The organism is Streptomyces zhihengii (assembly GCF_016919245.1).
Classification (GTDB): domain Bacteria; phylum Actinomycetota; class Actinomycetes; order Streptomycetales; family Streptomycetaceae; genus Streptomyces; species Streptomyces zhihengii.
This window is the reverse complement of the sequence record NZ_JAFEJA010000001.1, coordinates 5,977,790-6,004,038: the sequence shown is the minus strand read 5'-3', so window position 1 is coordinate 6,004,038 and position 26,249 is coordinate 5,977,790. Positions and strand designations below refer to the sequence as shown.

At 74.6% G+C, this 26,249-nt stretch carries 22 protein-coding genes; 8 read left to right on the top strand and 14 right to left on the bottom strand.

What is annotated here, in order from left to right:
- Positions 1–85: 85 nt before the first annotated feature.
- Positions 86–1,210: a cellulase family glycosylhydrolase gene (locus JE024_RS25460; protein ID WP_205375815.1), complete on the top strand. Its 1,125-nt coding sequence runs from the start codon at positions 86–88 to the stop codon at positions 1,208–1,210.
- Here JE024_RS25460 and JE024_RS25455 read toward each other — a convergent pair.
- The 8 genes from JE024_RS25455 to JE024_RS25420 form a co-directional block, all read right to left on the bottom strand.
- Complete coding sequence (locus tag JE024_RS25455) at positions 1,129–2,376, bottom strand: glycosyltransferase family 4 protein (RefSeq protein ID WP_205375814.1); 1,248 nt, start codon at positions 2,374–2,376, stop codon at positions 1,129–1,131. The two genes, JE024_RS25460 and JE024_RS25455, sit on opposite strands and share 82 nt — an antisense overlap.
- A complete protein-coding gene (locus JE024_RS25450) occupies positions 2,373–3,743 on the bottom strand; it encodes a lipopolysaccharide biosynthesis protein (protein WP_205375813.1) in 1,371 nt (456 codons plus the stop codon). The genes JE024_RS25455 and JE024_RS25450 overlap by 4 nt, the downstream gene beginning before the upstream one ends.
- On the bottom strand, positions 3,740–4,960 hold the full coding sequence (locus tag JE024_RS25445; protein WP_205375812.1) for a glycosyltransferase family 4 protein: 1,221 nt from the start codon (positions 4,958–4,960) through the stop codon (positions 3,740–3,742). The genes JE024_RS25450 and JE024_RS25445 overlap by 4 nt, the downstream gene beginning before the upstream one ends.
- Positions 4,957–7,281, bottom strand: a complete 2,325-nt coding sequence (locus JE024_RS25440; RefSeq protein WP_205375811.1) for a DUF2206 domain-containing protein — start codon at positions 7,279–7,281, stop codon at positions 4,957–4,959. Before JE024_RS25440 ends, JE024_RS25445 begins: the two co-directional genes overlap by 4 nt.
- Entirely contained in the window at positions 7,278–8,369 is a 1,092-nt protein-coding gene (locus tag JE024_RS25435; protein WP_205375810.1) for a glycosyltransferase family 4 protein, read from the bottom strand. Before JE024_RS25435 ends, JE024_RS25440 begins: the two co-directional genes overlap by 4 nt.
- Before the next feature lies 1 nt (position 8,370).
- On the bottom strand, positions 8,371–9,120 hold the full coding sequence (locus tag JE024_RS41960) for a polysaccharide deacetylase family protein (protein ID WP_205375809.1): 750 nt from the start codon (positions 9,118–9,120) through the stop codon (positions 8,371–8,373).
- On the bottom strand, positions 9,117–9,518 hold the full coding sequence (locus JE024_RS25425; RefSeq protein WP_205375808.1) for a hypothetical protein: 402 nt from the start codon (positions 9,516–9,518) through the stop codon (positions 9,117–9,119). Before JE024_RS25425 ends, JE024_RS41960 begins: the two co-directional genes overlap by 4 nt.
- Before the next feature lie 282 nt (positions 9,519–9,800).
- Positions 9,801–10,664 carry a glycosyltransferase family 2 protein gene (locus JE024_RS25420; protein ID WP_205375807.1) on the bottom strand — a complete coding sequence of 288 codons (864 nt, stop codon included), beginning with the start codon at positions 10,662–10,664 and terminating at the stop codon, positions 9,801–9,803.
- Between the two features lie 342 nt (positions 10,665–11,006).
- On the opposite strand from JE024_RS25420, the gene JE024_RS25415 reads away from it, so the two are divergent.
- Positions 11,007–11,720, top strand: coding sequence for a TetR/AcrR family transcriptional regulator (locus tag JE024_RS25415; RefSeq protein ID WP_205375806.1), 714 nt, complete (start codon positions 11,007–11,009; stop codon positions 11,718–11,720).
- Positions 11,721–11,832: 112 nt separating this feature from the next.
- Here the strand turns inward: JE024_RS25415 and JE024_RS25410 are convergent, their stop codons facing one another.
- The 5 genes from JE024_RS25410 to JE024_RS25390 all read right to left on the bottom strand — a co-directional run bounded on the left by JE024_RS25410 (position 11,833) and on the right by JE024_RS25390 (position 18,367).
- On the bottom strand, positions 11,833–14,964 hold the full coding sequence (locus JE024_RS25410) for an efflux RND transporter permease subunit (protein WP_205375805.1): 3,132 nt from the start codon (positions 14,962–14,964) through the stop codon (positions 11,833–11,835).
- A gap of 145 nt (positions 14,965–15,109) precedes the next feature.
- Positions 15,110–15,796 (bottom strand): response regulator transcription factor, encoded by a 687-nt coding sequence (locus tag JE024_RS25405; protein WP_205375804.1) that lies wholly within the window; start codon positions 15,794–15,796, stop codon positions 15,110–15,112.
- A complete protein-coding gene (locus JE024_RS25400) occupies positions 15,793–17,067 on the bottom strand; it encodes a sensor histidine kinase (protein ID WP_372449838.1) in 1,275 nt (424 codons plus the stop codon). The genes JE024_RS25405 and JE024_RS25400 overlap by 4 nt, the downstream gene beginning before the upstream one ends.
- Before the next feature lie 145 nt (positions 17,068–17,212).
- Positions 17,213–17,494 (bottom strand): PspA-associated protein PspAA, encoded by a 282-nt coding sequence (pspAA, locus tag JE024_RS25395; RefSeq protein ID WP_205375802.1) that lies wholly within the window; start codon positions 17,492–17,494, stop codon positions 17,213–17,215.
- A 78-nt stretch (positions 17,495–17,572) separates the two neighbouring features.
- On the bottom strand, positions 17,573–18,367 hold the full coding sequence (locus tag JE024_RS25390; RefSeq protein ID WP_205375801.1) for a PspA/IM30 family protein: 795 nt from the start codon (positions 18,365–18,367) through the stop codon (positions 17,573–17,575).
- Positions 18,368–18,693: 326 nt separating this feature from the next.
- Here JE024_RS25390 and JE024_RS25385 point away from each other — a divergent pair, with 326 nt between their 5' ends.
- Positions 18,694–19,293 carry a DUF3043 domain-containing protein gene (locus tag JE024_RS25385; protein WP_205375800.1) on the top strand — a complete coding sequence of 200 codons (600 nt, stop codon included), beginning with the start codon at positions 18,694–18,696 and terminating at the stop codon, positions 19,291–19,293.
- Positions 19,294–19,352: 59 nt separating this feature from the next.
- Positions 19,353–20,099, top strand: coding sequence for a class I SAM-dependent methyltransferase (locus JE024_RS25380; RefSeq protein WP_205375799.1), 747 nt, complete (start codon positions 19,353–19,355; stop codon positions 20,097–20,099).
- A 62-nt stretch (positions 20,100–20,161) separates the two neighbouring features.
- On the opposite strand, the gene JE024_RS25375 is transcribed toward JE024_RS25380, so the two are convergent.
- Positions 20,162–20,371, bottom strand: coding sequence for a hypothetical protein (locus tag JE024_RS25375; RefSeq protein WP_205375798.1), 210 nt, complete (start codon positions 20,369–20,371; stop codon positions 20,162–20,164).
- A gap of 99 nt (positions 20,372–20,470) precedes the next feature.
- Here JE024_RS25375 and JE024_RS25370 point away from each other — a divergent pair, with 99 nt between their 5' ends.
- From JE024_RS25370 to JE024_RS25355, 4 genes are all read left to right on the top strand, one after another.
- The gene (locus JE024_RS25370) at positions 20,471–21,670 is read left to right on the top strand and encodes a bifunctional adenosylcobinamide kinase/adenosylcobinamide-phosphate guanylyltransferase (RefSeq protein ID WP_205375797.1); all 1,200 of its coding nucleotides are present in this window, start codon (positions 20,471–20,473) and stop codon (positions 21,668–21,670) included.
- 714 nt (positions 21,671–22,384) lie between these two features.
- Positions 22,385–23,488 carry a nicotinate-nucleotide--dimethylbenzimidazole phosphoribosyltransferase gene (cobT, locus tag JE024_RS25365; protein WP_205375796.1) on the top strand — a complete coding sequence of 368 codons (1,104 nt, stop codon included), beginning with the start codon at positions 22,385–22,387 and terminating at the stop codon, positions 23,486–23,488.
- 298 nt (positions 23,489–23,786) lie between these two features.
- On the top strand, positions 23,787–25,550 hold the full coding sequence (locus tag JE024_RS25360) for a phosphatidylglycerol lysyltransferase domain-containing protein (protein ID WP_205375795.1): 1,764 nt from the start codon (positions 23,787–23,789) through the stop codon (positions 25,548–25,550).
- Positions 25,547–26,239, top strand: a complete 693-nt coding sequence (locus tag JE024_RS25355; protein WP_205375794.1) for a hypothetical protein — start codon at positions 25,547–25,549, stop codon at positions 26,237–26,239. Before JE024_RS25360 ends, JE024_RS25355 begins: the two co-directional genes overlap by 4 nt.
- The last annotated feature ends 10 nt before the right edge of the window (positions 26,240–26,249 follow it).

The window sequence follows — 26,249 nt, the reverse complement described above, 5'->3', positions numbered from 1 at the left end:
CGGCCCACGCGCCGAAGGGGCGCCGCGCACACCGCGCGGCGCCCCTTCGCGCTTCGGATCACCATGAACGCCATAAAGTGGACATGTGGCGCCCTGGTCCCCCCGACGACCCCGACGGCTCGCTCTCGCGGCGGCGATCGCCGTCGCCGCCTGCGCCCTGGCCCTCCAGCCCGCGCCCCCCGCTCCCCCGCCGCTGCGCACCGGCATCGCCTACGGCAACACCCTGGTGTCGATGCCGGACGCCGAGCTCGCCGCCGCCCTCGACGACGTGGTCTCCCTCGGGGGCGGCTGGGTGCGCGCCGACCTGGCGTGGCGGGACGTCCAGGCCGACGGGCCCGACGCGTACCGGTGGCATCTCTTCGACCGGGTCGTCGAGGCCGCCCGCGCGCGGGATCTGGAGGTCCTGCCGGTGCTGGCCTACACCCCGCCGTGGGCGAGGCCGGACGGCTGCGCCAGCGACAAGTGCGCGCCCGCCGACCCGGCCGCCTTCGCCGCCTTCGCCGGTGCCGCCGCCGCCCGGTACGCGCAACGCGGGGTGCACATCTGGGAGATCTGGAACGAGCCCAACCTCGTCCGCTTCTGGCAGCCCGCCCCGGACCCTGCGGCCTACGCCGTGCTGCTCCGGGAGGCCGGCCGGGCCCTGCGGGCCGCCGACCCGGCCGCGCGGGTGGTGCTGGGGGGCCTCGGCGCCGCACCGTCCGGCGGCGGGGACATCGCGCAGACGGAGTTCCTAGCCGAGGTCTGCGAGCGCGGCGGGAACCGGCTCGTCGACGCCGTCGGCTACCACCCCTACACCTATCCGGACCTCACCGCCGTCGCCGGCCACACCACCGCCTGGGACGCCGTCGCCGGCGGACCGGACAGCCTGGAGGGCGTGCTGGCCGCCTACGGCACGCCCGGGCTGCCGGTGTGGATCACCGAGACGGGCGCGCCGACCGGCGGTCCCGGCACGGCGTCGGACGGCAGCCCCGCGGCCTCCGGCCCGGCGGCCACCCATGTCACCGAGGCGCGGCAGGCCGCCGTCGCCGCGGACGTGGTGCGGGCCGCCGCGGCCGACCCGGTGGTCGGCGCCCTCTTCTGGTACTCCGACCGCGACCTGGGCACCGACCGGTCCACCAACGAGGACTTCTACGGCCTGCGGCGCTCCGACGGGAGCCCCAAGCCCGCCCTGGGCGCGCTGCGGCGCGCCATCGGGGCGCTGCGCGACTGAGACCGCCGGCCGCCGGCGGTGCGCCGGGCCGCGGTGCGGGCGGCCCGGCCGAACACCTCGGCCGTCCGGTCGCTCTGCCGCTCCCAGGACAGCTCACGGGCGACCCGGGCGCGGCCCGCGCTCCCCAGGCGCCGGGCGAGGGCGTCGTCGACGAGCACCGAACGCAGCGCCGCCGCCAGGGCGCCGCCGTCCCCCGGCCGCACCAGCAGGCCGTTCCCGCCGTCGGCAACCAGCGAGGGGATCCCGCCGACGGGGGTCGTGACCACCGGCCGGCCGCAGGCCATCGCCTCCACCAGGACCGTGGGGAAGCTGTCGTCGTACGTGGGCAGGGCCAGCACCCGGGCGCGCTGGTAGGCGGCGGCCAGTCCCGGGGCGTCGAGCTGCCCGAGGAACGTCACCCGGCGGCCGATGCCCAGCCGGTCCGCGAGCGCCCGGTGTCCGGCCGCGCCCGAGCCCGAGCCCGCGATGTCGAGCGTGACGTCCGGCACCGCCGGTACCAGACGGGCGACCGCGCGGAGCAGGTCCGGGAGGCCCTTGTAGCCCGCCGTCCGGGCGAGGGACCCCGCGAAGAGGATGCGCGGGTGCCCGGGCAGCGGGCGTTCGGTGAAGCGGGCGAGGTCGACCCCGGGCGAGATCGTCGTGGCGCGTCCCCCGAAGAGCCGGGGCAGGTCGGCCGCCACATGGTCCGAGGAGCAGACGACGGCCTCGGCCCGGTGCGCGGTGCGGGCGAGCAGGGTGCGCTCGTAGGCCGCGCAGAGGGCGTCGGCGAGCGGGCGGCCCTTGCGGATCCGGCCGGTGTGGTACGTCAGGACGAAGGGCAGCCGGCCGCAGGCGCGGGCCGCGGCGTCGGCGAAGAGCGGCACCGGCGCGTGGGCGTCGACGAGGTCCACGTCCTCCCGCGCGACCACCCGGCGCAGGTCCCGGACCCAGTGGGCGCCGAGCGGGGTCCGCGAGACGGTGAACGGGGCGGCGAGGCGGTGCACCCGGATGCCGTCCGGCCCCCGGTGGAGGCCGGGCCCGCGGTCCGGGCCGGCCGTCGCGGCGACCACGACGCGCAGACCGTGCCGGGACGCCAGCAGCCGGGCGAGGTTGGCGACGTAGCTCTCCACACCGCCGAGGTCGGGCGGGAAGTACGGCGAGGCGAGCAGCACGGTGCGGACGGTCATGACGCCTCCTTCCGGGAGGGCCGCCGGGCGGCCAGCGGCCCCCGGCGGGAGAGCAGCAGGGCCGCGGTGGCGACGACGCCCGAGGCGACGTTGCCGATGCCCCAGGCGATGGCGGCCCACACCAGGCCCTCGTCCACCTTGGCCAGCGTGATGCCGAGGATGACGGCGAAGGCGACCAGGTTGGAGACGACCGACGCCGTGAGCTGGCGGGTCACCTTGAGCAGGAAGTCCGCCCAGGTGTAGAAGGCGACGCCGAGGGCGGAGAGCGCGAACACCAGGAGCGTGGTGGTGCCGCCGCGGGCGTACTCGGGGCCGAAGACGTTCAGGATGTGCCCCGCGAGGAGCATCACGAACGCCGCGGCGGGCACGTTCACGGCGAGCATGGCGGCTCCGGAGCGGCGGGCGATCGAGCGCAGGTCGGCCTTGGCCTGCGAGCCCTCGGCGAAGAGCGCGTCCCCGATGGCGTAGGAGGCGCAGTACACCAGGTTGGCGATCTGGAAGGCGATGAAGAACACGGCGGCCGGGACCGGTCCGAGGCGCTCCAGGACGACGAGCGGCAGCACGATCTGGGGCACCAGGTTGAGGCTGCACGCGACGTAGTTGCTCAGCGAGTAGGCGATCGTGCGGCGCAGCAGCCGCCAGGAGAAGTACGGGCGGACGCGCAGCCGCAGCTTCCGCCGCGCGACCCAGATGCTCACCGCCGCCGCCACGGCCGACGCGAGCCCGCTGGCGAGGAAGATGCCCATGGCCCCGGCGAACACGAAGGCGACGGGCAGCGCCACCTTGAGGCTGCCCATCAGCACACCGTTGATGGCGAAGTTGTAACGCGTCGAACGGAAGGCCACGAAGACGGAGTCGGTCAGCAGGTTGACGGCCGCCCCGCCCGCGAGCACCAGGAAGACGACGACGGTCAGCGGGCTGCTGTGGACGAAGGCGAGCTGGGGCGCGAGCCAGGGCACCGCCAGGACGAAGGTGCCCGAGACCAGCAGGGTGCCGAAGCAGGCGGTGACGACCGCCGTGCTGGTCTCGTCGCCCGGCCGTTCGCTGGTGGGCAGATGCCGCACCAGGGTGTTGCTGAGCCCGAACAGGCTGAAGTACGACAGCAGATAGACGCAGGAGATCAGCGACGACGCCCGGCCCACCTCCTCGGCCGGGTACAGGTGGGCGACGAGGATCCAGAAGAGGAACCCGGCGGCGGCCGCCGTCACCGTCGTCAGCATCAGGAAGAACGAGTTGGACATCAGCGGGTCCCGGCGGATGTCCGCGATGCGGCCCGGGCCGGCCGGACGCGTCGTGGACCGCGCGAGCGCCGCGGCGCGCCACCTCCTCGGTGCGGACGCCGGCCGGGCCGGGGCTTCGAGCTTCATGCCGCCTCCACCGGTGTCCTGGAGGGCTGTTCGCCGGGGGTGCCGGACAGTGCGCAGCGGTAGAGGCCGAGCAGCGTCCGGGTGTGCTCCGGCCAGGCGAAGCAGGAGGTCGCGTAGTGCCGGGAGTAGCGGCCCATCCGTTCGCGCAGCCGGGTGTCGGCGGCGAGGGCGGCCAGCGCCGCGCGCAGTTCGCCGGCGTCCCGGGGCAGCAGCCTGACGTGGTCGCGGTCCAGCCCGTACGGCGCGTAGCCGGGGTCGTCGGTGGTGACGACGGGCAGCCCGGACGCCATGGCCTCCTGCACCGTCAGCGGGAAGCCCTCCGTCGTCGAGGGCAGCGCGAACACGTCGCAGGCGCGGTACGCGTCGGTCACGGCGTCGGGCGGCAGGGCGCCGAGGTAGTGCACCCCGGGCCGGCCGGCCGCGCGGCCGGCCTCGTTGCCCTCGCCGACGAACACCAGGTCGTACGCCGGGTCCGCGGCCGCCAGCAGCAGGTCGCTGCCCTTCTTGGGGACGAGCCGGCCGACGAACAGGACGAGCACCCGGTCACGGGGCAGCCGGAAGCGGTCCCGGGCCCGGTCGCGCTCCTCGCGGGACCCGGCGGGGCGGAAGCCCACCGCGTCGATGCCGTTGGCGACGTGCCGGACGCTGCCGGTGCGCGCGCCGTGGTCGGCGACGAAGCCGGCCACCGAGGAGTTGAGCACGATGACCCGCCGGGCGCGCCGGAGCAGGCCCCGGCCGGCGACGGCGTACACGGCCCGCTGCACCTGGCGGACGACCGGGGACGGGTGGTCGACCAGGGCGACGTGCTGGGTGAGGACGTGCGGGGTGCGGGTGAGGGCGGCGGCCGCTCCCGCCGCCCACGAGGTGGTGTAGAGGCAGTCGTGCAGATGGACGACGTCGGCCCAGCGGGCCCAGCGCAGCGCCAGGGGGACGAGCCGGGGCGACAGCACGGGGAACGGGACCCCCCGGCGTTCCTCCAGCCCGTTCCAGGCGGCGACGCGCACCACCCGCACGCCGTCACCGTCCTCACCGGCGGCACCGCGGCCCTGGGCGCGCACCTCGGCCGGGGTGCCGCTGGTGAGGACGGTGACGCTGGCGCCCTGGCGGACCAGGTGGACGGCCTCCTGCCGGACGACGTTCTCGATGCCCCCGACGTGCGGCGGGTAGTAGTGGCTGACCAGCAGCACACGCAGGGACCGTGCGGTCGGGGTGCTCATTTGAAGATCTCCGATCCCTCGCTGCTGTAGACCTTGTTCTTGGTGCCGTCGAGGAAGGGCACCGGGTAGCGGTAGGTGATCAGGTCGCCCCCGTAGAACGTGGTCGCCTCGCCCTTGCGCACGGTCGTGGAGCCGAGGAAGACATAGGCGTCCTTCCGGACCAGGGGCGGGTAGAAGTCGTCGAGCGCCCGGTCGACGGTCGGTGTCTTCTCCCGGAAGGCGTACCGGTCGGTGTGGACCTCGGACTGGACGTTGTCGGGGCTGTGCTCGGTGCGCGGGTAGAGCCACTCGATGGCGGCGCGCTCCTCGGGATGCACGTAGTAGATGTCGTAGTACTCGCCCGCGTCGGCCAGGTTGAGCTGGGGCGGGGCGCCGCCGATGAGTTTCGGGACCACACCGGTGAGGTTGAGGAACAGCAGCACCGCCAGGGATCCCGCGATCAGTGCCGAACGCCGCCCGGCCCACCGGAAGACCCACAGCGATCCGGCCGCCACGAAGGGCGCGAAGACGAACAGGCCCTGCTGGAAGGCGCGCAGCACCCCGTAGTCGACGGAGAGCTGCGGCAGCACGGTGAGCACGCCGAGCACCGCCACGGTCCCGGCCGTGAGGGTGAGCTGGTCCCGGGTGGGGCGGAAGGCGCGGTGGCGGCTCAGCACCGTCGAGGCGACTCCGGCGAGCAGCAGCACCTGGATCAGCGCCGCCGCGGCCGTGCGGGCCGTGCTGTTCGCCTCGGGCACGTCGACGCCCAGGTCGTCGAGCTGCCGTCCGAGCGGGGTGAGCGGGGTGATCTCCTTCTCGGCCGCCGGCGTGGGGTAGGCGTCCACCAGGGAGAGCGGGTTGTAGGCCGGGTCGCCGGCGGCGCGCATCTCCTCGGTGTGGGCGCGGTAGTCGGCGATCCGCTGCTCGGGGCTGACCTTCGTGCCGCCGAACAGGCTGTAGGAGGTGTCGGAGGAGCCCGCCTCGGCGGCCTGCCCGCTCACCAGGTCGCGCACCGCGGTGCCGACGGTGCTCTGGAGCTGGCCGGAGGTGTGGGTGGCCGGTCCGGCCCAGACGAAGGCCGCGGCGGCCAGCGAGGCGACCATCCACCAGGTCACGAACCCGCGTGCCGCACGGGCCCCCGGCGCCGGGCCGTGCCGCAGCCGGGTCGCCAGCCGCCAGACGACGTCCGTGAGGAGGGCGGTCCCGAGGGTCAGGACCAGGACGTAGGTGGTCGAGTAGTGGGCGAGCACGATGCCCAGGATCAGCACGGTGACCATGACCCGCCGGGCCCCGAGCGGCCGGCCCCGGTCGGTGACCACGACCAGCGCGCAGCCGATGAGCAGGTACGCGATCTCCTGGCGGGCCAGGAAGGTCATGTCGGTGAAGAACGTCGGGAAGGCCATGAAGTAGACGGCCGAGAGGACCGCCACGAGCGGCGGGGCGACGTTGCGCACCGACCGGTGGACGAGGGCCGGCGCCATGGCGAAGAGCAGCGGCAGCACGGCCTTGAAGACGTAGAGGCCGGTGAGCCCGGTCAGTTCGGCCATCGAGGTGGGCAGCAGGGTGATGCTCAGGCAGGCGTTGTACGGGTCCTGGAAGGCGGAGACGTTCCAGCGGTCGGCCGCGTCCGTGATCCGGAAGACCTCGTACTCCCGCTGGATGTCGTGGCCGGTGATGAACCAGCCGCGCAGCGAGGTCATCAGCAGCAGGGCCCCGGCGGCGAGGAACAGGCCGGTCTCCACGACACCGGCGGACCAGCGCCGGCAGCGGACCAGCAGCAGCACCAGCAGGGCGGTGACGCCGGTGATCGCGGCGACGGCGACGGCCGCCCCCAGACCGTTGTTCAGCCGGATCGCGCCGGCGACGGCGAGGACGAGGGTGACGCCGCCGAGGGCGGCCACCGGCAGCAGGCCAGGCGGCAGCGCGCGCTCGCGCAGGCTCGTCCACCAGGCCGGCTCGCCGGCGGGCCGCTCCGGCGGCCTGATCACCTGCGCCAGCAGGAGGACGGCCAGGACCGAGGCGATGGTCAGCGGTGTGCGGGTGAGCGGGCGGTCGTCGCCGAGCAGCGGGAGCACGGTGTTGACGACGAGGGGGACGACGACGGCGGTGATGACGGCGAGGCCGACGGAGAGCATCACCCGCCCGTCGCGGGTGGACACCGCGCGGGAGGCGACGCCGTACCAGAGCACGGCCGGTGCGCCGAGGACCAGCCAGAGGCCGGCGAACAGCAGCAGCGGTGTGGGGGCTCCGGGCACCAGCTCGACGGCCCCGGCGAGCAGCGTGGCGCCGATGAGACCGCGGCGGTCCGTGGTGCGGGCGGTCAGCGCGGTGACGGTGGTCATGGCAGGGCCTCCGCGTAGACGGCCTCCACCTCGCTGACGGTGCGCTGCCAGGTGTAGCGGCGGGCGGCCCGGGAGCTGCGCACGGAGAGGGCGAAGCGCAGTTCGGGGTCGGCGGCGACGTCGTCGATCGCGGCGGCGAGGGCGGCGGGTTCGGGCGCGGTGAGCAGCCCGACGTCCGAGAGGAGTTCGGTGTTGCCCGGGACGTCGGTGGCGATCACCGGCAGCGAGGCCGCCATCGCCTCCAGGGCGACCAGGGCCATGCCCTCCTTCTCGGAGGGCAGCACGAAGGCGCCGGCCCACGCGTACGCGCGGACGAGGTCGCGGCCGAAGAGCGGGCCGGTGAAGGTCACGCCGGTCAGGCCGAGGTCCCGTGCGCGGGCGGTCAGCAGCTCGCGCTGCTCGCCGTCGCCGACGACGCGCAGTTCCACGGGCCGGCGCACCAGGCTCAGGGCGTCGAGCAGCCTGCCGACGTTCTTCTGCGGGCTGAGGCGTCCGACGAACAGCAGCCGCAGCGGGCCCTCGGCGGCCTCCTTGACGGGCAGGTAGAAGGCGTCGTCGACGCCGTTGGGGACGGTGAAGACCCGCTCGGCGCGGACGCCGTAGGCGCGTCGCACGAACTGTGCCTGGGAGTCGGTCAGCACGATGACGGCGGCGGCGCCGCGCATCACCCGGGCGAGCACGTGCTTCTTGTAGGCCGGCAGCAGCAGCCCGAACCGGCCCGAGGCGTCGACGTCGAGGTGGTGGTGGACGACGTAGCGGCGGCCGCGCAGCCGGGCCGCGAGCGCGACGGCCTCGGGCACGAAGGTGTAGGCCGTGTGCACGTGCACCACCGAGTCGCGGGGGGCGCGCAGCAGCGAGGCGAAGATGCCGGGGGCGAACGGGGTGTGGGCGAACTCGACGGCCCGGTGGCGCCGCACGGTGACCCGGCCCTCGCGGGAGCGCCGGGGCGCGCCGCCCGCGTCGATGGTCGTGGTGAGGACCCGGACGTCGTGCCCCCGGCCGAGACCGGTGGCGAGGTTCTCCACGACGCGTTCGATGCCGCCCAGGTGCGGCGGGTAGTACGCGGAGACCTGGATGACCGTGGCCATCTCAGGCGCCCGCTTCCACGAGGTCGCGGTTGGGCACGTAGGAGACGTCCGGGCGGCCGGCGATGTGGCCGAGGACCCGTTCCAGGCGGAGCCAGTCGCGCCGGGCGTCGACCTCCCAGCTGTGGCCCCAGAGGTGGAACACGCCGCCGTGCCGCAGGCACAGGGCGAACCAGCGCAGGGCGAGCTGGTCCCACTCCAGGTACAGCCGGGCGGCGGTCCAGGGCCTGCGTCCCGCGAGGCGCAGGGCGAGCGGTCCGTCGACCCGGTGGGCGTAGGCGTTGACCGTGGTCACCGTCTCCAGCGCGGGGCCCGGCAGCAGGGAGCTGCGCCGGACGGTGCGCGCGAGGGTGAACCCCGCCTCGTGGGCGAAGCGGACGTGCGCCGCGGTGTACTCGCCCCGGGGGTAGCAGAAGCTGGTGACGGGGCCGCCGACGGCGTCCTCCAGGGCGTCCTTGCCGTCGCGGATCTCGTCGCGGGCCACCGGGTCGGGGAGCTGCGGCAGCCGCTGGTGGGTGAGCGTGTGCCCGCCGATCTCGTACCGCTCGGCGAGTTCGCGGATCCCGGCGGCCGGCAGCCGGTCGGCGGGGGCGAACTCGCGGTTGCGCGGGGCGATGTAGAAGGTGCCGGCGATGCGGTGCTTGTCGAGCAGCGCGGCGAGCCGGGGGTCCAGCCGGTGCCCGTCGTCCCAGCTCGTCGTGACGACGACGCGGGGGCGCGTGCCGGAGGGGGAAGGGGTCGGTGCGGCCGTCATGGTGTGCCCTGGGGGGTCGGGGAGCCGGGGGCTCCCAGGCGGAAGTGGAGTGTCTGGTCGTGTCCGACGAGCTCGACCCGGACGACCGATCCGCCGTCGGACACCGGCAGCCGCACGACGGAAGCCGTCCGGACGTCGGTGGCCGGCGCGGTCACGGTGCGGGTGGTGGACGCGGTGACGCGTCCGCCGGGCGCCTCGACGAGGACGCGCACGCGGTGGGTCAGCCCTGCGTCCCCGTGCGACACCACGGAGACGGGGACGACGGCGGTGTTCCCGTCGAGAGCCGGCGGGGAGGTGAAGTACAGCTCGGTGTAGGAGGCCGGGATCTCGGTGAACGACTCCCGGAGCACGGAGCGCACGCCGGGCGCGAAGCAGGCGACCGCCACGGCGACGGCCACGGCCAGCAGCGCGGCGACCAGGCGCAGGTGCGCGGGGCGCCGCCCGCGCGGCCGGCGCGGGGCGCGGCCCCGGCCCCGCCCGGCGTCCGTGTCCGGCCCCGGCGGGGCGCCGGGCGGCGGCTCCCCGGGCGGCGGCCCGCCCGGCGGGGCCTCGGGCGCGGGGGCGCCTCATGGGCCGGGGGCGCCTCGCGGTCCGGGAGGGCCGGGGACGGCGCGCGGTCCGGGAGCGCGGGGGCCGCCGGCGCGGGGCCGGGTGCGGCCGTGCCCGGGGCTGCCGGGTGGTCATGCCGGCCCGGACCCGTCCGGGCGGCCGTCGGCGCCGGGCCGGACGGCGTGCGAGAAGCGGACCCGGCCGAGGATGAACAGGCAGCTCACCCCGTCGTGCCAGGTGATCTTCTTCCCCTCGGCGTGGGTGCGGCTGTAGTAGCTCACCGGGACCTCGAACGGGCGGACCCCGAGCCGCAGCAGACGGGCCGTCACCTCGGTGTCGAGACCGAAGCCGTGCGACCCGAGGTGCAGCGACCTGAAGAGGCCGAGCGGGATCAGCTTGAGGCAGGTGTGGAGATCGGCGAGGTGCGCGTCGAAGAGGACGTTCGCCGCCAGCGTCGTCAGCCGGTTGCCCAGCGCGTAACGGTACGACTGGTACACGGTGTTGACGCCGAAGAGCCGCGAGCCGTAGACGACGTCGCAGTGGCCCTCGATGACGGGCTCCAGCAGCCGGGGGATGTCGTCGGGCGAGTACTCCATGTCCGCGTCGAACGGGAGGATGTGGGTGCCCCTGGCCAGCCGTCCGGCCGTCAGCAGCGCCGCGCCCTTGCCGAGGTTGCGGGGGTGCCGGTGGGTCCTGACCTCCTCGCCGGAGTAGCGCGAGAGCAGCGCCGGGGTGCGGTCCCGGCTGCCGTCGTCGACGACGATCAGCTCGACCTCGCAGGGGTAGTCGACGCCGAGCACCGACTCGACGGCCGCGGCGATCGTCCGCTCCTCGTTGTAGGCCGCCATCAGGATGGACAGCTTCACAGGCCCGTCCCCGGACCAGGGCCTGCCGGACGGGGGCCGCTGCGCCACGGGCGCGGGCGCCGCGTCGCCGCCCTCGGTCTGCCGCGGCGCCTGCGCCACGGGCGGGGCCGCGAGGTCGTGTGCTCTCATCGCGGGCCCCCTCGGTGCGGGTCGTCGCCGGATGCGGACAAGGCGGTCGGGAGGGTGTTCATGGGAATGCCTCGGGACGTGGTGGGCGGTGCTGCGTGCGAATCGGTGCACGGGGGCCGCGCTCGGGGCGGGCGTGTCGGTAAGCGTCGGGCGGATACTTATGACGTACGCTTACGTCGTATATGTCCACCTTGCGCCACTTCGTCCACTCGGTCAAGACCACGGCCCGGCCCCGGCTCCCCGTCCGGCTCGGAGCGGCGCGGTCCGACGCGGAGCGGCTCGGAGCGGTGCGGTCCGACGCGGTCCGGTGCGATCCGGCGCGATCAGTCGAGGAGGTCCCGCATGGCGGCACGGAACGGCGGGGGCCCCGGGCGCCGCGCGAGCGACCGCGGCAAGTACGGCCGGCTCAGCCGGGAGCGGGTGCTGGCGGCGGCGCTGGAGGTCGTCGACCGGGAGGGTCTGAGCGCGCTGAGCATGCGGCGCCTCGGCGCCGAGCTCGGCGTGGAGGCGATGGCGCTGTACCGGTACGCGCCCAGCAAGGACGCGCTGCTGGACGGCCTGGTGGAGGCCCTGTACACCGAGATCGGCGAGGTGCTCGCCGCGGACGCCGAGCAGCGGGGCGGGCCGCGCGCGGAGCTGCGCGGCACGGCGGTCGCGACCTACCGGGTGGCGCTCGCCCATCCCCACGTCGTGCCGCTGCTGGCCACCCGCATACTGTCCGTCCCCCTCGCCCGCCGCCCCCACGCCGTGCTCCGGGAGCACGAACGGGTGCTCGCCCTGCTCGCCGACGCCGGGGTGCCGGAGCCCGCGGCGCCGACCGCCTACCGCGCGCTGATGTCCTGGCTGCTGGGCTACCTCTTCGTCGACCTCCAGGCGATGACGGACAACCCGGAGGAGACGGATCCGGGCTTCCGGCTGGGCCTCCACCGCATCCCCGCGCAGGACTTCCCGCAGCTCCGCCGCCTCGCCCCCGCCCTCGCGGAACGCGGCGGCAACGCCGAACTCACCACCGGGATCGACGCCTTGCTCGACCGCCTCCTCCCGGACGCCGGCTGACGCGGGCGGGGGCGCGCCCCGGCCCCGGGATCCGCCCCCGCACGCCGAAGGGCCCCGCGGCGGGTGGCCGCGGGGCCCTCGAGCGGTGCGCCGGCCGGGAGGCCGGAGACCGTCAGGCGGTGGACGGCTCCAGCGGAGCCTTCTCGTCCGGCTGCTCGGCCTCGCGCTTCGCGTCCCGCTTGGCCTCGCGCTTGGCGCGGCGGCGCTCCTTGCGGAGCTCCACCATCGCGTACAGCGTCGGCACCAGCAGCAGCGTGAGCAGCGTCGAGGTGAGCAGACCGCCGATGACCACGATGGCCAGCGGCTTGGCGATGAAGCCGCCCTCGCCGGTGACGCCGAGCGCCATCGGCAGCAGCGCGAAGATCGTCGCCAGGGCGGTCATCAGGATCGGGCGCAGCCGGTGCCGGCCGCCCTCGATCACGGCCTCCACCACGCCGAGGCCCTGCGCCCGGTACTGGTTGATCAGGTCGATCAGCACGATCGCGTTGGTGACCACGATGCCGATGAGCATCAGCATGCCGATCATCGCCGGCACGCCCATCGGCGTGCCCGTCAGGATCAGCAGACCGATCGCGCCGGTCGCCGCGAACGGGACGGAGACCAGCAGGATCAGCGGCTGGATCAGCGAGCGGAAGGTCGCCACCAGCAGCATGAAGACGATCGCGATCGCCGCCAGCATGGCGAGACCGAGGTTGAGGAAGGCCTCCTCCTGGTCCTCGGAGACTCCGCCGATGGACGCCGACGCGCCCTCCGGCAGGTCCAGCGCGCTGATCTTCGTCTGGAGCTCGGCGCTGACCGCGCCGGTGTTGTCACCGGTCGGCTTGGCCGTGATCGTGGCGGCCCGCGAGCCGTCGATCCGGGTCATCGAGACGGGTCCGGGCACCAGCTTCACCTCGGCGATGTCGCCGAGCTTCACCGGGCCGAGCGGCAGGGCGCGCAGCTCGTCCATGGTCCGCGCCGGGTTCGCCGACGTGATGACGATGTCGCGCTCGGCGTCGCCGAGGACCGCCGTGCCGGCGGGGGTGCCGCGCACCGCCTGGCCGACCGCCATCCCGAGGGCGGCGTCGGTGAACCCGGCGTCGGCGGCCTTCGCGGTCGCCTTGACGGAGATGCGGGGCACGGACTGGGCGAGGTCGCTCTGGACGTCGGTGACGTCGTCGAGCTTGCCGACCTCGGCGCGGACCGCCTCGGACGCCTCCTTCAGCACCTCGGCGTCGGACGCCTTGACCACGACGCTCAGGTCCTGGCTGCCGAAGCCGTCGCCGGAGGCGATCGTCGTCTCGCCGATGCCGTCGAGCGCTCCCAGCTCCTCGTCGAGCCGGTCGCGGACCTTCTCGTAGGCGGCCGCGTCCTTCAGCGTGACCTGGTACGACGCCTGGTTGGCGCCGGTGCCGCCGCCGAAGGCGGCCATGAAGCCGGAGGAACCGACGGTGACCTGGTAGTCCTTCACCTCGTCGATGCCCTGGAGGACCTTCTCGACCTTCTGCGCCGAGGCGTCGGCCGCCGCGAGGCTGGTGCCGGGGGCCAGCTCCTGCTTGATCGACATGACCTCCTGCTCGCCCTGGTCGAAGAAGTTCGTCTTGAGCAGTCCGGCCATGCCGAAGGTGCCGAAGAGGACGACCAGGGCGATCCCGACGCTGGTGAGGCGCCGGCGGGTGGCGAAGCGCAGGACGGGGACGTAGGCACGCTGGAGCCGGCTCTTCGCCTCCTTCTCCTCGGCGACGCGCCGCGCGTCCTCCGCGTCCATGCCCCGCACGGCCTTGGGCGCGCGCAGGAACCAGTACGACAGGACGGGGACGACGGTCAGCGACACCAGCAGCGAGGCGAGCAGGGCCGCGGTGACGGTCAGGCTGAACGAGCCGAACAGCTCGCCGACCATGCCGCCGACCAGACCGATCGGCAGGAACACCGCGACGGTGGTCAGGGTGGAGGAGGTGACGGCGCCCGCCACTTCCTTCACCGCGGTGATGATGGCGCTCTCGCGCTCCTCGCCGTAGCCGAGGTGCCGCTTGATGTTCTCCAGCACCACGATCGAGTCGTCGACGACCCGGCCGATGGCGATGGTCAGGGCGCCCAGCGTCAGCATGTTGAGGGACAGGTCCCGGGTCCACAGCACGATCAGCGCCAGGACGACGGAGAGCGGGATGGAGACCGCGGTCACCAGGGTCGAGCGCAGCGAGGCGAGGAAGACCAGGATCACGACGACCGCGAAGACCAGGCCGAGCGCGCCCTCGGTGGTGAGACCGGAGATCGCCTTGGAGACCGCCGGGCCCTGGTCGGAGACGACGGTGATGTCGGCGTCCTCGCCCAGGTCGGTGCGCAGACCGGGCAGCTTGTCCTGGACGGCCTCGGAGATGGCGACGGCGCTGCCGTCGTTGTCCATGGTGGCGAAGACGGCGAGGCTGGGCCGGCCGTTGGTCCGGGTCAGGGAGACCGGCGTGGCCTCCGTCTGCTCGACGGCGGCCACGTCGCCGAGGCGGACGGGCTTGCCCTTGCCGCCCTGCGGGGGCAGCAGGCGCAGCTCCTGGATCTGCTGGAGGCTGGTGAAGCCGCCGCCGACCTGCACGGTGCGGCTCTTGCCGTCCTCGGAGAACGAGCCGGCCGGCATCGCGGCCCCGCCCACCCTCAGGGCCTCGGCGAGCGCCATGGTGTTCAGTCCGGCCGCCGCGAGCCTGCGCTCGTCGGGCGTGACGGACACCTGGAGGTCCCGGACGCCGTCGACGGACACCTGGCCGACGCCGTCGATGTCCTCGATCGCGGGCACGACGGTCCGCTCCAGCTGGTCGGCGAGCGCCTGCTGGTCCTTGTCGGAGGTGACGGCGAGGACGACGGTCGGGATGTCGTCCGTCGAGCCGGCGATCACCTGCGGGTCGACGGAGTCGGGGAGCTGGACGCGGGCCCGGTTCACGGCCTGCTGGACGTCGGCGACGAGCTGCTTGGTCCCGTCCCCGAAGTCGAAGCTGGCCATGATCACGGCGTTGCCCTCGCTCGCCGTGGAGGTGATGCCCTTGATGCCGTCGACGGCCTTCAGCGTGGCTTCGAGGGGCTCGACGACCTGCTTCTCGACCACGTCGGGGGAGGCGCCCTGGTAGGGGGCGAGCACCGACACCATCGGAAGCTCGATGGAGGGCAGCAGCTGCTGCTTGAGCTGGGGTATGGAGATCGCGCCGAAGACGATCGCCACGATCGACATCAGCCCGATCAGGGCCCGTTGCTTCAGGCTGAACCTGGACAGCCAGGACATGGGGTCTCTCTTCTGTGGCGTACGCGGGGAGGACGGCCCGGGGGCCAGCCCCTATACCTTGGGGCACCCGGGGCGGCGCATCCGTAGCCCCCAGGTCCCGTTCCTCACGCCGCGCATACCGCGTCTGGAGTACGCTGCGCGCCCCTCAGTCCACCCTCGGACGTACCAGCCCCGACTCGTACGCGGCGACCACCAGTTGCGCGCGGTCGCGGGCGCCCAGTTTCGCCATCGCCCGGTTCACGTGGGTCTTCACCGTGAGCGGGCTGACCTCCAGCCGCCCGGCGATCTCGTCGTTGGAGTGGCCGCCGGCGACGAGCACCAGGACCTCCCGCTCGCGGCCGGTCAGCGCGGCCAGCCGCTCCGAGCGCACCGCCGCCTCCGGGCCCTCCGCGGCCCCGCCGCTCTGCGCCAGGAACCGGGCGATCAGCCCCTTGGTGGCCACCGGCGACAGCAGCGCCTCCCCGCCGGCGGCGACCCTGATCGCGTTGAGCAGCTCGTCGGGTTCGGCGCCCTTGCCGAGGAAGCCGGAGGCGCCGGCCCGCAGCGACTGCACCACGTACTCGTCGACCTCGAAGGTGGTCAGCATGACCACCCGTACGTGGGACAGCTCGGGGTCGGCACTGATCTGACGGGTGGCCGTGAGCCCGTCGGTACCGGGCATCCGGATGTCCATCAGGACGACGTCGGCCCGGGCGGAACGCGTCAGGGCGACGGCCTCGGCACCGTCGGCGGCCTCCGCGACGACCTCCATGTCCGGTTCGGAGTCCACCAGCACCCGGAACGCGCTGCGCAGCAGCGTCTGGTCGTCGGCGAGCAGCACCCTGATCGTCATGCGTCCTCCCCCGCGCGGCCCACCCGGGCCGCACGCCGCGCGGCACCGGCGCCGTCCGCGCCCGTCGTCAGCGGCAGTATCGCCTGCACCCGGAAGCCGCCCCCGTAGCGGGGGCCCGCGGTGAGGGCGCCGCCCAGCGCGGCGACCCGCTCCCGCATCCCGATCAGGCCGTGGCCGCCGCCCTCGGCGGGCGCGGGCCCGGCGGCGCCGTTGTCGAGGACGGTGACCTCCAGCGTGGAGCCGACCCGGACGACGCTCACCTCGGCCCTGGCGTCCGCACCGGCGTGCTTGCGCACGTTGGTGAGCGACTCCTGGATGATCCGGTACGCGGCGAGGTCGACCGCGGCGGGCGGGGTCACCCCTTCGTCGGCGCGGGCCACCTCGACGGTCAGGCCGGACTGGCGGAAGGTGGTGACCAGTTCGGCGAGGACACCGAGGCCGGGAGCCGGTTCGGTGGGCGCCTCCGGGTCGCCGGACTGGCGCAGCAGCCCGACGGTGGCGCGCAGTTCGTTCAGCGCGGAGCGGCTCGCCTCACGGACGTGGGCGAGCGCCTCCTTGGCCTGGTCGGGGCGCTTGTCCATGACGTGGGCGGCGACCCCGGCCTGCACGTTGACCAGGGCGATGTGGTGGGCGACGACATCGTGCAGGTCGCGGGCGATCCGCAGCCGCTCCTCGGCGACCCGCCGCCCGGCCTCCTCCTCGCGGGTCCGCTCGGCGCGCTCGGCCCGTTCCCTGATCGCGTCGACGAAGGCCCGGCGGCTGCGGACGGCGTCGCCCGCCGCGGCGGCCATGCCCGTCCAGGCGACGAGGCCGAGGTTCTCCTGCGCGTACCAGGGCAGCGACCCGAACGACATGGCCGCGCCGGTCAGCGCGGCCATGGTGAGCAGGCCGACCCGCCAGGTGGTGGGCCGGTCGGTGCGGGCGGCCACGGTGTAGAGCGCGATGACGGCGCTCATGGAGACGGGGGCGGCCGGGTCGCCGGCCACCAGCTCGACGACGGACAGCCCGCCGGTCACGGCGAGGACGGCCATCGGCTCCCGCCGCCGGTACACCAGCGCCCCGGCCGCGACCACCATCAGCAGGGCGCTGCGCACCTCGGGCGTGCGGGTGCCGAACTCGGGGCCGTGGGGGCCGTTGGGGTCGGCGAACGACCCGGCGACCATGCAGACGAGCACGGCGACGGCGAGTCCGCCGTCGAAGGCCAGCGGGTGCGCGCGCAGCCAGCGCTGGGTGCGGGCGAGCCGGTCGGCGAGTGCGGTCACGGGAGGCAACGTTACGGGGTGCGCCAGGGCGGCCGGACCGGTTCCGCGGGCGGACCCGGCCGGTGCGGACGCCGGCCCGGCACGCCCGTGCCGCCCCGCGGGACCGGGTGGTCCCGCGGGGCGGCACGGGTGGGCGCGGAGAGCGGGCCGGAGGTCAGGCGCCGGGGATCAGACCGTTGTCGCCGAGCAGTTCGCGGACCTCTTCGAGGGTCGCGTCGGGCGAGGGCAGGATGAGCTCGGACGGTTCGAGCGACTCCACGGGCAGCGGCTCACCGAGCTCGCGGACCTTCTCCAGGAGGGCGTGCAGGGTGCTGCGGAAGCCGGGGCCGTCGCCGCGTTCCATCTCGGCGAGCAGGTCGTCGTCGAGCGTGTCGAGCTCGGGGAAGTGGCTGTCCGCCACCTCCACCTGACCCTCCCCCATGATCCGTACGATCATGACGATTCCTCACTGACGGGGGCACTGGCAGGGCTGCGGGCGGGGCCGCCGGCGCCAGGGCGCCGGCGGCCCGGGCCGTCACTGCTTGTCGAACCGCGGGGTGCCCTGCTGCTGCCCGGACGTGTCCTGGCGCCGTTCGCCACCCTCGATCGCCTGCTGCGGGGCCGGGCCGCCGGCCAGCTCCGCCTTCATGCGCTGGAGCTCCAGCTCGACGTCGGTGCCGCCGGAGAGACGGTCGAGCTCGGCCTGGATGTCGTCCTTGGCGAGACCGGACTGGTCGTCGAGCGCGCCGGAGGCGAGGAGCTCGTCGATCGCCCCGGCCCGGGCCTGGAGCTGCGCGGTCTTGTCCTCGGCGCGCTGGATCGCGACGCCGACGTCGCTCATCTCCTCCGAGATGCCGGAGAAGGACTCGGCGATCCGGGTCTGCGCCTGGGCCGCCGTGTAGGTCGCCTTGATCGTCTCCTTCTTGGTGCGGAAGGCGTCGACCTTGGCCTGGAGCCGCTGGGCGGCGAGGGTGAGCTTCTCCTCCTCGCCCTGAAGGGTCTGGTGCTGCGTCTCCAGGTCGGTGACCTGCTGCTGGAGGGCGGCCCGGCGGGACAGCGCCTCCCGGGCCAGGTCCTCGCGGCCCAGCGCGAGCGCCTTGCGGCCCTGGTCCTCCAGCTTGGAGGACTGGCCCTGGAGCTGGTTGAGCTGGAGCTCCAGGCGCTTGCGGGAGGTCGCCACGTCGGCGACCCCGCGGCGCACCTTCTGCAGCAGCTCGAGCTGCTTCTGGTAGGAGTAATCGAGGGTCTCGCGCGGGTCCTCGGCCCTGTCCAGGGCCTTGTTCGCCTTCGCGCGGAAGATCATCCCCATACGCTTCATGACACCGCTCATGGGCTTCGCGCGCCCCCTTCTAGACGGACTCGGCTTCAGCTCTCCGACAGAACCCACAGTACGGGCCCTGCTTCCATTACCGCACTGTTCGAGCGCGGATGCGCTCATCCCCAAGGACGACTGCGAACGGCTCCGCTCCGGCCCAGGGAGTAGGTGAGCCTCAGGGATCCGTGATCTCGCGTCCACTGTGTGGTGGTTCTGTCCTTTACGGACGCCCGGTGTGGCCGGATCGTTCCCCACGGCGGCTCCCTCCATGCGCGGGCCGCCGGAGACTGTGGCGCACCTCCTGTCCCGGACCGGCGCGGCACCCCGTACCCTTGGGCTTTGTGTTCCGTAGCCGTTCCAAGGAAGAGAAGGCCCCCACCGGCAAGGTGACGGCGGACCTCTCCAAGCAGCCCCGAGACCCCGAGGCCCCCAAGGGCCGCCCGACGCCCAAGCGCAGCGAGGCCCAGGGCAACCGCCGCGCGCGTGCGAACAGCGCGCCCCAGGACCGCAAGGCGGCGATGAAGCGCCAGCGCGAGGTCCGCCGGGCGGACCTCGCCAAGCAGAGGGAGGCGCTCGCCAGTGGTGACGAGCGCTATCTGCCGGCCCGTGACAAGGGCCCGGTGCGGCGCTTCGTCCGGGACTTCGTCGACTCCCGCTTCTGCATCGCCGAGTTCTTCCTGCCGCTCGCGGTGGTCATCCTCGTCCTGAGCATGGTCCGCGTCGCGCAGCTCCAGAACATCGCGCTGCTGCTGTGGCTCGGCGTGATCGTGCTGATCGTCGTCGACTCGATCGGTCTGACGATCCGGTTGAAGAAGCAGCTCAGGGAGCGCTTCCCCGACGAGCCGAAGCGCGGCGCGGTCGCCTACGGCCTGATGCGCACGCTCCAGATGCGCCGTCTGCGTCTGCCCAAGCCCCAGGTCAAGCGCGGAGAACGACCCTGAGCCCGCACTCGGCCGCGCCCTCCGGCTTCGCCGGGGGGTCCGCCGAGTGGCTGGCGGGGGTGAACGGGCTGCGCAACATCGTGCGCCAGGAGCTCGTCGCCCGTCAGCTCGAGGAGCAGATCGCCGCCCGCTACCCGGTCGGGCAGCGGCTGCGGGTGCTCGACGTCGGCATGGGGCAGGGCACCCAGGCCCTGCGGCTGGCGCGGGCGGGGCACGCCGTGACGGGCATAGAGTCCGACGCGGTCATGCTGGACGCCGCCCGTGAGGCACTGGCGGGAGAGCCGGACGGGATCCGCGAGCGGGTCCGGCTGGTGGAGGGCGACGGCCGGGACACGGGCGTGCACTTCCTGCCCGGCAGCTTCGACGTGGTGCTCTGCCACGGGGTGCTGATGTACGCCGCCGAGCCGGACGCCATGCTGGCGGGCCTCGCGCGGATGCTGGCGCCGGGCGGGCTGCTGTCGCTGCTCGTGCGCAACGGGGACGCGCTGGCCATGCGGTCCGGGCTCGCCGGGGACTGGGCCGGCGCGAGGACGGCCTTCACCTCCGACACGTACACCAACCGGCTCGGGCTGACCGTGCGCGCCGACCGGCTGGACGCCCTCACGGCCACGCTGGAGGGCATCAACGCCCCCCTGCACACCTGGTACGGGGTGCGGGTCTTCACGGACGGGGCCGCCGAGGACGCGGCGCTCCCGGCGGACGAGGAGATGCGGCAGCTGCTCGCCGCGGAGGACCGGGCGGGACGCACCGACCCCTACCGCAGGGTGGCGGCGCTGCTGCACCTGTGCGGAGTGCGGCGGGCCTGACGCGGGTGCCGGGGCCCGCGCCGGGTGGCGCGGACCCCGGGGGACGGGACCCGGCGGAGGGGTCAGACCTCCTCGGCGTGCAGGCTCATCGGCCCGTACACCACCGTGCCGTCCTCGGAGAGCACGACCTGGTCGGCGCCGCCCTCCTGGAGCTGCTTCCAGTACTCACCGATCCAGGACTCCGCGTCGCCCTGCGTGCTGAACTCCTCCGGCTCCACCGCCGGCTGGACCTCCGTACCGTCGGACTTCTCGAACCGCCACGTCCATGCCATGTGCGCCTCCCGGGTACCTGGGGTCGTGCTGATCACTCGGTGCTGCCCGCAGCGTAGCCGGGCGCGCACCCGCCGCGGGGACACGGGAGGATCAGGGGCGTGGAACTGACACTGCTCGGCACCGGCGCCCCGGCCGGACTCCCCCACCCCGGCTGCCCCTGCGCCGTGTGCGCGACCGCCCGCGGCGGCGAGGCGCGCGCCGCGACGGCGCTCCTCGTGGACGGCGCGCTGCTGCTCGACCTGACCCCGGGGGCTGCGCTGGCCGCCGCACGGGCCGGGCACTCCCTGACCGGGGTGCGGCAGGTGCTGCTGACCCATCCGCACGACGGCCCCGCGGTGGACCTGCCCGCCGGACTGCCGACGGCCGGCCGCGTCCCCGACGGGCGGGTGCTCACCCTGATCAGCGGCCACCGGGTGCGCGCGGTGCCCGTCGACCACCCGGGCACCGGGTACGAGGTCACCTCCCCCGAGGGCGAACGGCTGCTCTACCTGCCGCCCGGCGCGGCTCCGGCCGGGCTGGCGGAGGGGTCGGCGGCCTACGGGATGGTCGTCGCGGACGTCGTCGGCCGGCCGGACGCGGTCGCCCGGCTGCGGGCGGCCGGCGCGATCGGGGCGACCACCGACGTGGTCGCCGCGCACCTCGGCCACGAGGTGCCGGGCGGCGCCGAACTGCGGCGCCGTCTCGCCGCCGCGGGGGCGCGGGCGGTGCCGGACGGGACCACGCTGATCGTGGGCGAGTACCACGCCGTCCCCGACGTCCCCCGGCGCACGCTGGTCACCGGGGGCGCCCGCTCCGGCAAGTCGCTGGAGGCCGAGCGTCGGCTGGAGGCCTTCCCCGACGTGCTGTACGTCGCCACCGGCGGGACGCGCGGCGGCGACACCGAGTGGGCCGCCCGGGTCGCGGCCCACCGCGACCGCCGGCCCGCCTCCTGGCAGACGACCGAGACCTGCGACCTGGTGCCGCTGCTCGCCGCCGAGGGGCCGCCGCTGCTGATCGACTGCCTGTCGCTGTGGCTCACCGACGCGATGGACCAGGCCGGGGCCTGGGACGACGACCGCTGGGCGAACGGCGGCGAGCGCGCCCTGCGCAAGCGCACCGCCGAACTGCTCACGGCCGTACGGGAGACGGCCCGCACCCTCGTCGCCGTGACGAACGAGGTCGGCGCGGGCGTCGTCCCCGCCACCCCCTCCGGCCGCCGCTTCCGCGACGAACTCGGCCGCCTGAACGCGGCGTTCGCCGCGGAATGCGAACACGTGCTGCTGGTGGTGGCGGGCCAGGCCCTGCCCCTCCGGGGGTGAGGCGCCGCCCGGGGGCGCGCGATGGGGGTGCCGGTCTGCCCCCCGGGGGCTTCTCAGCTCCGCCGGACCGGGTTGCGCTTGCGGGGGCGGTGGTTCGGGGGCTGCCTTTCCCCCCGGGGGCCGACGCGTTGGCGGGCTGCCTTCAGCCCCGCCGGACCGGGTGGCGCGTGCGGGGGCGGTGCGGCCCGGTGTGCACGGCACGGCCTGCGGCCGTGTCCTCAAACGCCGGACGGGCTGGGGATGCCCGGGGGCCGAGCTCCGGAGGGGCTGAGGTTGCCCAGGGTGCCAGGACTCGGACGGGCTGGGGATGCTCGGGGGCCGAGCTGCGGAGGGGCTGGGGATGCCCGGGTCGCCAGGACCCGAGGCGGACTGCCTTCCGGCCCTGAAGACGGCGCGCCTGCGGGCTGCCTTTCAGCCCCGCATGGGGGCACCTCCCACGGCCGTCAGGCCGTAGGGGGAGATTGAGGCGCGGGGCGCGGGGCAGAGCCCCGCCGGACCCGGATGCGCACACGGGGCCGGTGCGACCCGGTGGCCGCGGCACCGCGCTGCGCACGGCGTCCTCAAACGCCGGACGGGCTGGGGATGCCCGGGGGCCGAGCTGCGGAGGGGCTGAGGTTGCCCAGGGTGCCAGGACTCGGACGGGCTGAGGATGCTCGGGGGCCGAGCTCCGGAGGGGCTGAGGGTGCCGGGGGTGGGACCGGTACTGTTCGGCGAATGAGCAGGCTGAATCTCGACGACTTCTCCGATCTGATCGAGCGCCCCGACAGCGGCGTCCGGCGTGACGCCGAGGAACGGCGTGAGCGGCTGGTCGTGCCGCCCGGGGCGCTGGGCCGTCTCGACGAGCTGGCCGAGTGGCTGGCGGCGGCGCAGGCCGCCGTGCCGGTCCGGGCCGTCGACCGGCCGCGGGTGCTGCTGTTCGCGGGTGACCACGGGGTCGCCGGGCTGGGGGTGTCGCGCCGGGAGGCCGGCACCGCGCACGAGCTGGTGCGGGCGGTGCTGGAGGGCGGGCGGCCGGTGTCCGTGCTGGCCCGCCGGTCGGGCGTCCCGGTGCGGATCGTCGACGCCGGCCTGGACTGCGACCCGGAGCTGCTGCCCGAAGAGGTGACGCGCCACCGGGTGCGGCGCGGCAGCGGGCGGATCGACATCGAGGACGCGCTCACCGTCGAGGAGGCCGAGCAGGCGGTGCGCCTCGGCATGGCGATCGCCGACGAGGAGGCCGACTCGGGCACCGACGTGGTCGTCCTCGGCGACCTCAGCGTCGGCGGGACGACCGCCGCAGCCACCCTCATCGCCGCCCTGTGCGGCACCGACGCGTCGGTCGTCACGGGCCGCGGCGGCACCGGGATCGACGACCTGGCGTGGATGCGCAAGTGCGCGGCGATCCGGGACGCGCTGCGGCGCGCCCGTCCGGTGCTGGGCGACCAGCTCGAACTGCTGGCCGCGGTCGGCGGCGCCGACCTGGCCGCGATGACGGGCTTCCTGCTCCAGGCCTCGGCCCGCCGGCTGCCGGTGATCCTGGACGGTGTGGTGACGGCGGCCTGCGCCCTGGTGGCGCAGCGCGCCGCGTTCCGTTCGCCGGACTGGTGGCTCGCGGGGCAGCTCAGCGGGGAGCCGGCGCAGGCGAAGGCGCTGGACCGGCTCTCGCTGACGCCGGTGCTGGAGCACGGGGTGACCGTCGGCGAGGGCACCGGCGCGCTGCTCGCGCTGCCGCTCCTCCAGTCCGCCGCCGCGCTCGTCGCGGAACTGCCCGAGCGCGCCGGGGACGACGAGGCGAAGGCCGACGCCGGGGACGAGCTCCGGGAAGCGTCCGACCGCTAGGGCTTTTCGTCTGGATCAGGGCGGATGAGGGAGCGGCGTCCGGTGCGTGCGATCGCAAGGCGGAGGATGGGGGCACCTCCCGGCCGGAGGCCAGGGGGAGAGTCCACGCGGAGCGTCGGCGACCGACGACAACGCGGCATGGGGGCACCTCCCAGCGGTAGCTGGGGGAGTGCGTGCCAGGATCCAAACGAGAAGCCCTAGGGCCGCCCGCCCACGGCAGAGGCCGCCGCCGGTTCGTCCGGCGGCGGCCTTCGTCATGTCCGCCGCCCGCAGACCGTGCCCCATATGATCCCGTTTCATGGGAGATGTCCGTGAGACCGATGAGGGCACCGGCCGGGACGGCGGAGCCCGTGCGCGGCGGGCGGCCGCGTTCGCCGTCTGGTACCTGCGGGTCGTGACGTTCGTGAACTTCCTGAGCGCCGTGTGGGTGTCACTGGGCCAGGACCTCCGCCGCCACAACGCCGACAACTACTTCACGCCCTATCTGCTCACCGCGGGCTTCGCCTCCGGTGTCTTCACTCTCTTCCTCGCGGTGACGATGCGGCGGCGCAAACGGGCCGCCTGGATCCTGAACCTGGTGCTCTCCGGGCTGTTCCTGCTGCTGTTCGCCGTCGCGCTGGTGTTCCCCGAGATCCGCGGCAAGGCGCAGAACTGGATCTCGTTCGTGCTCACCGCGGCCTTCGTGGCGGCGCTGCTGGTCGGCCGCCGGGAGTTCTACGCGAAGGGCGACCGCTCCAACCCGAAGCTCGCGACCGGGGTCGCGGCCGGCGGGCTGCTCGTCACGTCGCTGCTGGCCACCGGCCTCGTCGCGCTCACCGACACCTCGACGCAGAGCTCGACCTTCCTGGAGAAGTGGCGCTACGGCGCGATGCGGCTGGTGTCCGTCTCCGTCGACGACGACCGCTTCCCCACCATCACCACCCCGGGCTGGGTCGACGTCCTGATCAACATCATGTCCACGCTGCTGATCCTCGCCGTGCTGTACGCGGCGTTCCGCTCGCGCCGCGCCGTCGACCCGATCACCGAGGACGACGAGGCCAGGCTGCGGAAGCTGCTGGACCGGCACGGCGACCGCGACTCCCTGGGGTACTTCGCGCTGCGCCGGGAGAAGAGCGTCGTCTGGTCGCCGAGCGGGAAGGCGGCCGTGGCGTACCGGGTGGTGGGCGGGGTGTCGCTGGCGTCCGGGGACCCGATCGGCGACCCCGAGGCGTGGCCGGGCGCGATCGCCCCCTGGCTGGCCCAGGCCCGCGAGCACGGCTGGGTCCCGGCGGTGATGGGCGCCGGCGAGGAGGCGGGCACCGTCTACGCCCGCCACGGGCTGGACGCGCTGGAGCTCGGCGACGAGGCGATCGTCGACACCGGCGAGTTCACGCTGGAGGGCCGGGCGATGCGCTCCGTGCGCCAGGCGTACAACCGGGTGAAGCGCGCCGGGTACAGCGTCCGGATCCGGCGCCACGAGGACATCCCCCCGGCGGAGGCCGCCGAACTGCTGCGGCGCGCCGACGACTGGCGCGACGGGGCGACCGAGCGGGGCTTCTCGATGGCGCTGGGCCGGCTCGGCGACCCGGCGGACGGCCGCTGCGTGATGCTGGAGTGCTCGGACGGCGACGGGGCGCCGAAGGCGCTGCTCAGCTTTGCGCCGTGGGGGCCGAAGGGGCTGTCGCTGGACCTGATGCGGCGTGACCGGGAGGCCGAGAACGGGCTGACGGAGTTCATGGTGATCGAACTCCTCCAGCGGGCCGAGGAGGTCGGGATCACCGAGGTGTCGCTGAACTTCGCGATGTTCCGCTCGGTCTTCGAACGGGGCTCCCGGCTCGGCGCGGGGCCGGTGCTGAGGCTCTGGCGCTCGGTGCTCGGCTTCTTCTCCCGCTGGTGGCAGATCGAGTCCCTGTACCGGGCGAACGCCAAGTACCGGCCGATCTGGGAGCCGCGGTACATGCTCTTCGAGAAGAGCGCCGACCTGCCGCGCATCGGTGTGGCCGCGGCCCGCGCCGAAGGGTTCCTGGAGGCCCCGGGGCTGCCGGAGTGGGCACGCCGCCGCCGGCTGGAGAGCGGTCGGTGAACACCGCGTCCGCCTTCGCCCGCCGGGAGTGGGGGCCGCTGTACGGGGCGGTCCACGGCGCGCTGGTGGCGCGGAACTGGCGGGCCGTCCCGCTGACCCTGGCGTGCCTGGCGCTGACCGCCGTCGCCTTCGCCCTGGAACGCCGGTCCTGGGGCCTGCCGGTGGTGGAGGCGGCGGGCTTCGTGCGCCCCGGGGACCCGCTGTGGCTCGCCCTGCTGCGCACCCCCCTGTCGCCGTTCGTCCCGGCGGTGCGTCTGCCGGTGTGGGGAGCGCTGGCGCAGATCCTGGTGGTGTTCGGCATCGCGGAGATCACGCTGGGGCGCCGTGCGCTGGTGGTGATCGCGTACGTCTCGACGCTGGCGGGCACGCTGTACGCGCGGATCGGGGTGGCCGTCGGGCCGGACGGGGCGTTCGGGCTGCCCGCATCGGACGCCTCGGTGGTGGACACCGGGCCGTCGGCCGCCGTCGTGGGCCTCGCCGTGTGCGTCTGCTACCGCTACGGGGCGTGGGTGACGGGGGGTCTGGTGGTGGCCGCGATGGTCGCCGAGGTGATCGTGAAGCCGAATCTGGCGGCGAAGGAGCATCTGGCGGCGATCGCCGCGGCCGTGGTGCTGTGCGCGGGCGACGCGCTGGTGCGCGCCCGGCGCCACCGCCGGGCGGGTGCCGGTGCCCGCGGCGGCTCCGCGTAGGGCGCCCGGA

Excerpts from the sequence above, each read along its gene's own strand:
- JE024_RS25455 (WP_205375814.1), bottom strand. The coding sequence starts at position 2,376 with ATGACCGTCCGCACCGTGCTGCTCGCCTCGCCGTACTTCCCGCCCGAC.
- JE024_RS25450 (WP_205375813.1), bottom strand. The coding sequence starts at position 3,743 with ATGAAGCTCGAAGCCCCGGCCCGGCCGGCGTCCGCACCGAGGAGGTGG.
- JE024_RS25445 (WP_205375812.1), bottom strand. The coding sequence starts at position 4,960 with ATGAGCACCCCGACCGCACGGTCCCTGCGTGTGCTGCTGGTCAGCCAC.
- JE024_RS25440 (WP_205375811.1), bottom strand. The coding sequence starts at position 7,281 with ATGACCACCGTCACCGCGCTGACCGCCCGCACCACGGACCGCCGCGGT.
- JE024_RS25435 (WP_205375810.1), bottom strand. The coding sequence starts at position 8,369 with ATGGCCACGGTCATCCAGGTCTCCGCGTACTACCCGCCGCACCTGGGC.
- JE024_RS41960 (WP_205375809.1), bottom strand. The coding sequence starts at position 9,120 with ATGACGGCCGCACCGACCCCTTCCCCCTCCGGCACGCGCCCCCGCGTC.
- JE024_RS25420 (WP_205375807.1), bottom strand. The coding sequence starts at position 10,664 with ATGAGAGCACACGACCTCGCGGCCCCGCCCGTGGCGCAGGCGCCGCGG.
- JE024_RS25415 (WP_205375806.1), top strand. The coding sequence starts at position 11,007 with ATGGCGGCACGGAACGGCGGGGGCCCCGGGCGCCGCGCGAGCGACCGC.
- JE024_RS25410 (WP_205375805.1), bottom strand. The coding sequence starts at position 14,964 with ATGTCCTGGCTGTCCAGGTTCAGCCTGAAGCAACGGGCCCTGATCGGG.
- JE024_RS25405 (WP_205375804.1), bottom strand. The coding sequence starts at position 15,796 with ATGACGATCAGGGTGCTGCTCGCCGACGACCAGACGCTGCTGCGCAGC.
- pspAA (WP_205375802.1), bottom strand. The coding sequence starts at position 17,494 with ATGATCGTACGGATCATGGGGGAGGGTCAGGTGGAGGTGGCGGACAGC.
- JE024_RS25390 (WP_205375801.1), bottom strand. The coding sequence starts at position 18,367 with ATGAGCGGTGTCATGAAGCGTATGGGGATGATCTTCCGCGCGAAGGCG.
- JE024_RS25375 (WP_205375798.1), bottom strand. The coding sequence starts at position 20,371 with ATGGCATGGACGTGGCGGTTCGAGAAGTCCGACGGTACGGAGGTCCAG.
- cobT (WP_205375796.1), top strand. The coding sequence starts at position 22,385 with ATGAGCAGGCTGAATCTCGACGACTTCTCCGATCTGATCGAGCGCCCC.
- JE024_RS25360 (WP_205375795.1), top strand. The coding sequence starts at position 23,787 with ATGGGAGATGTCCGTGAGACCGATGAGGGCACCGGCCGGGACGGCGGA.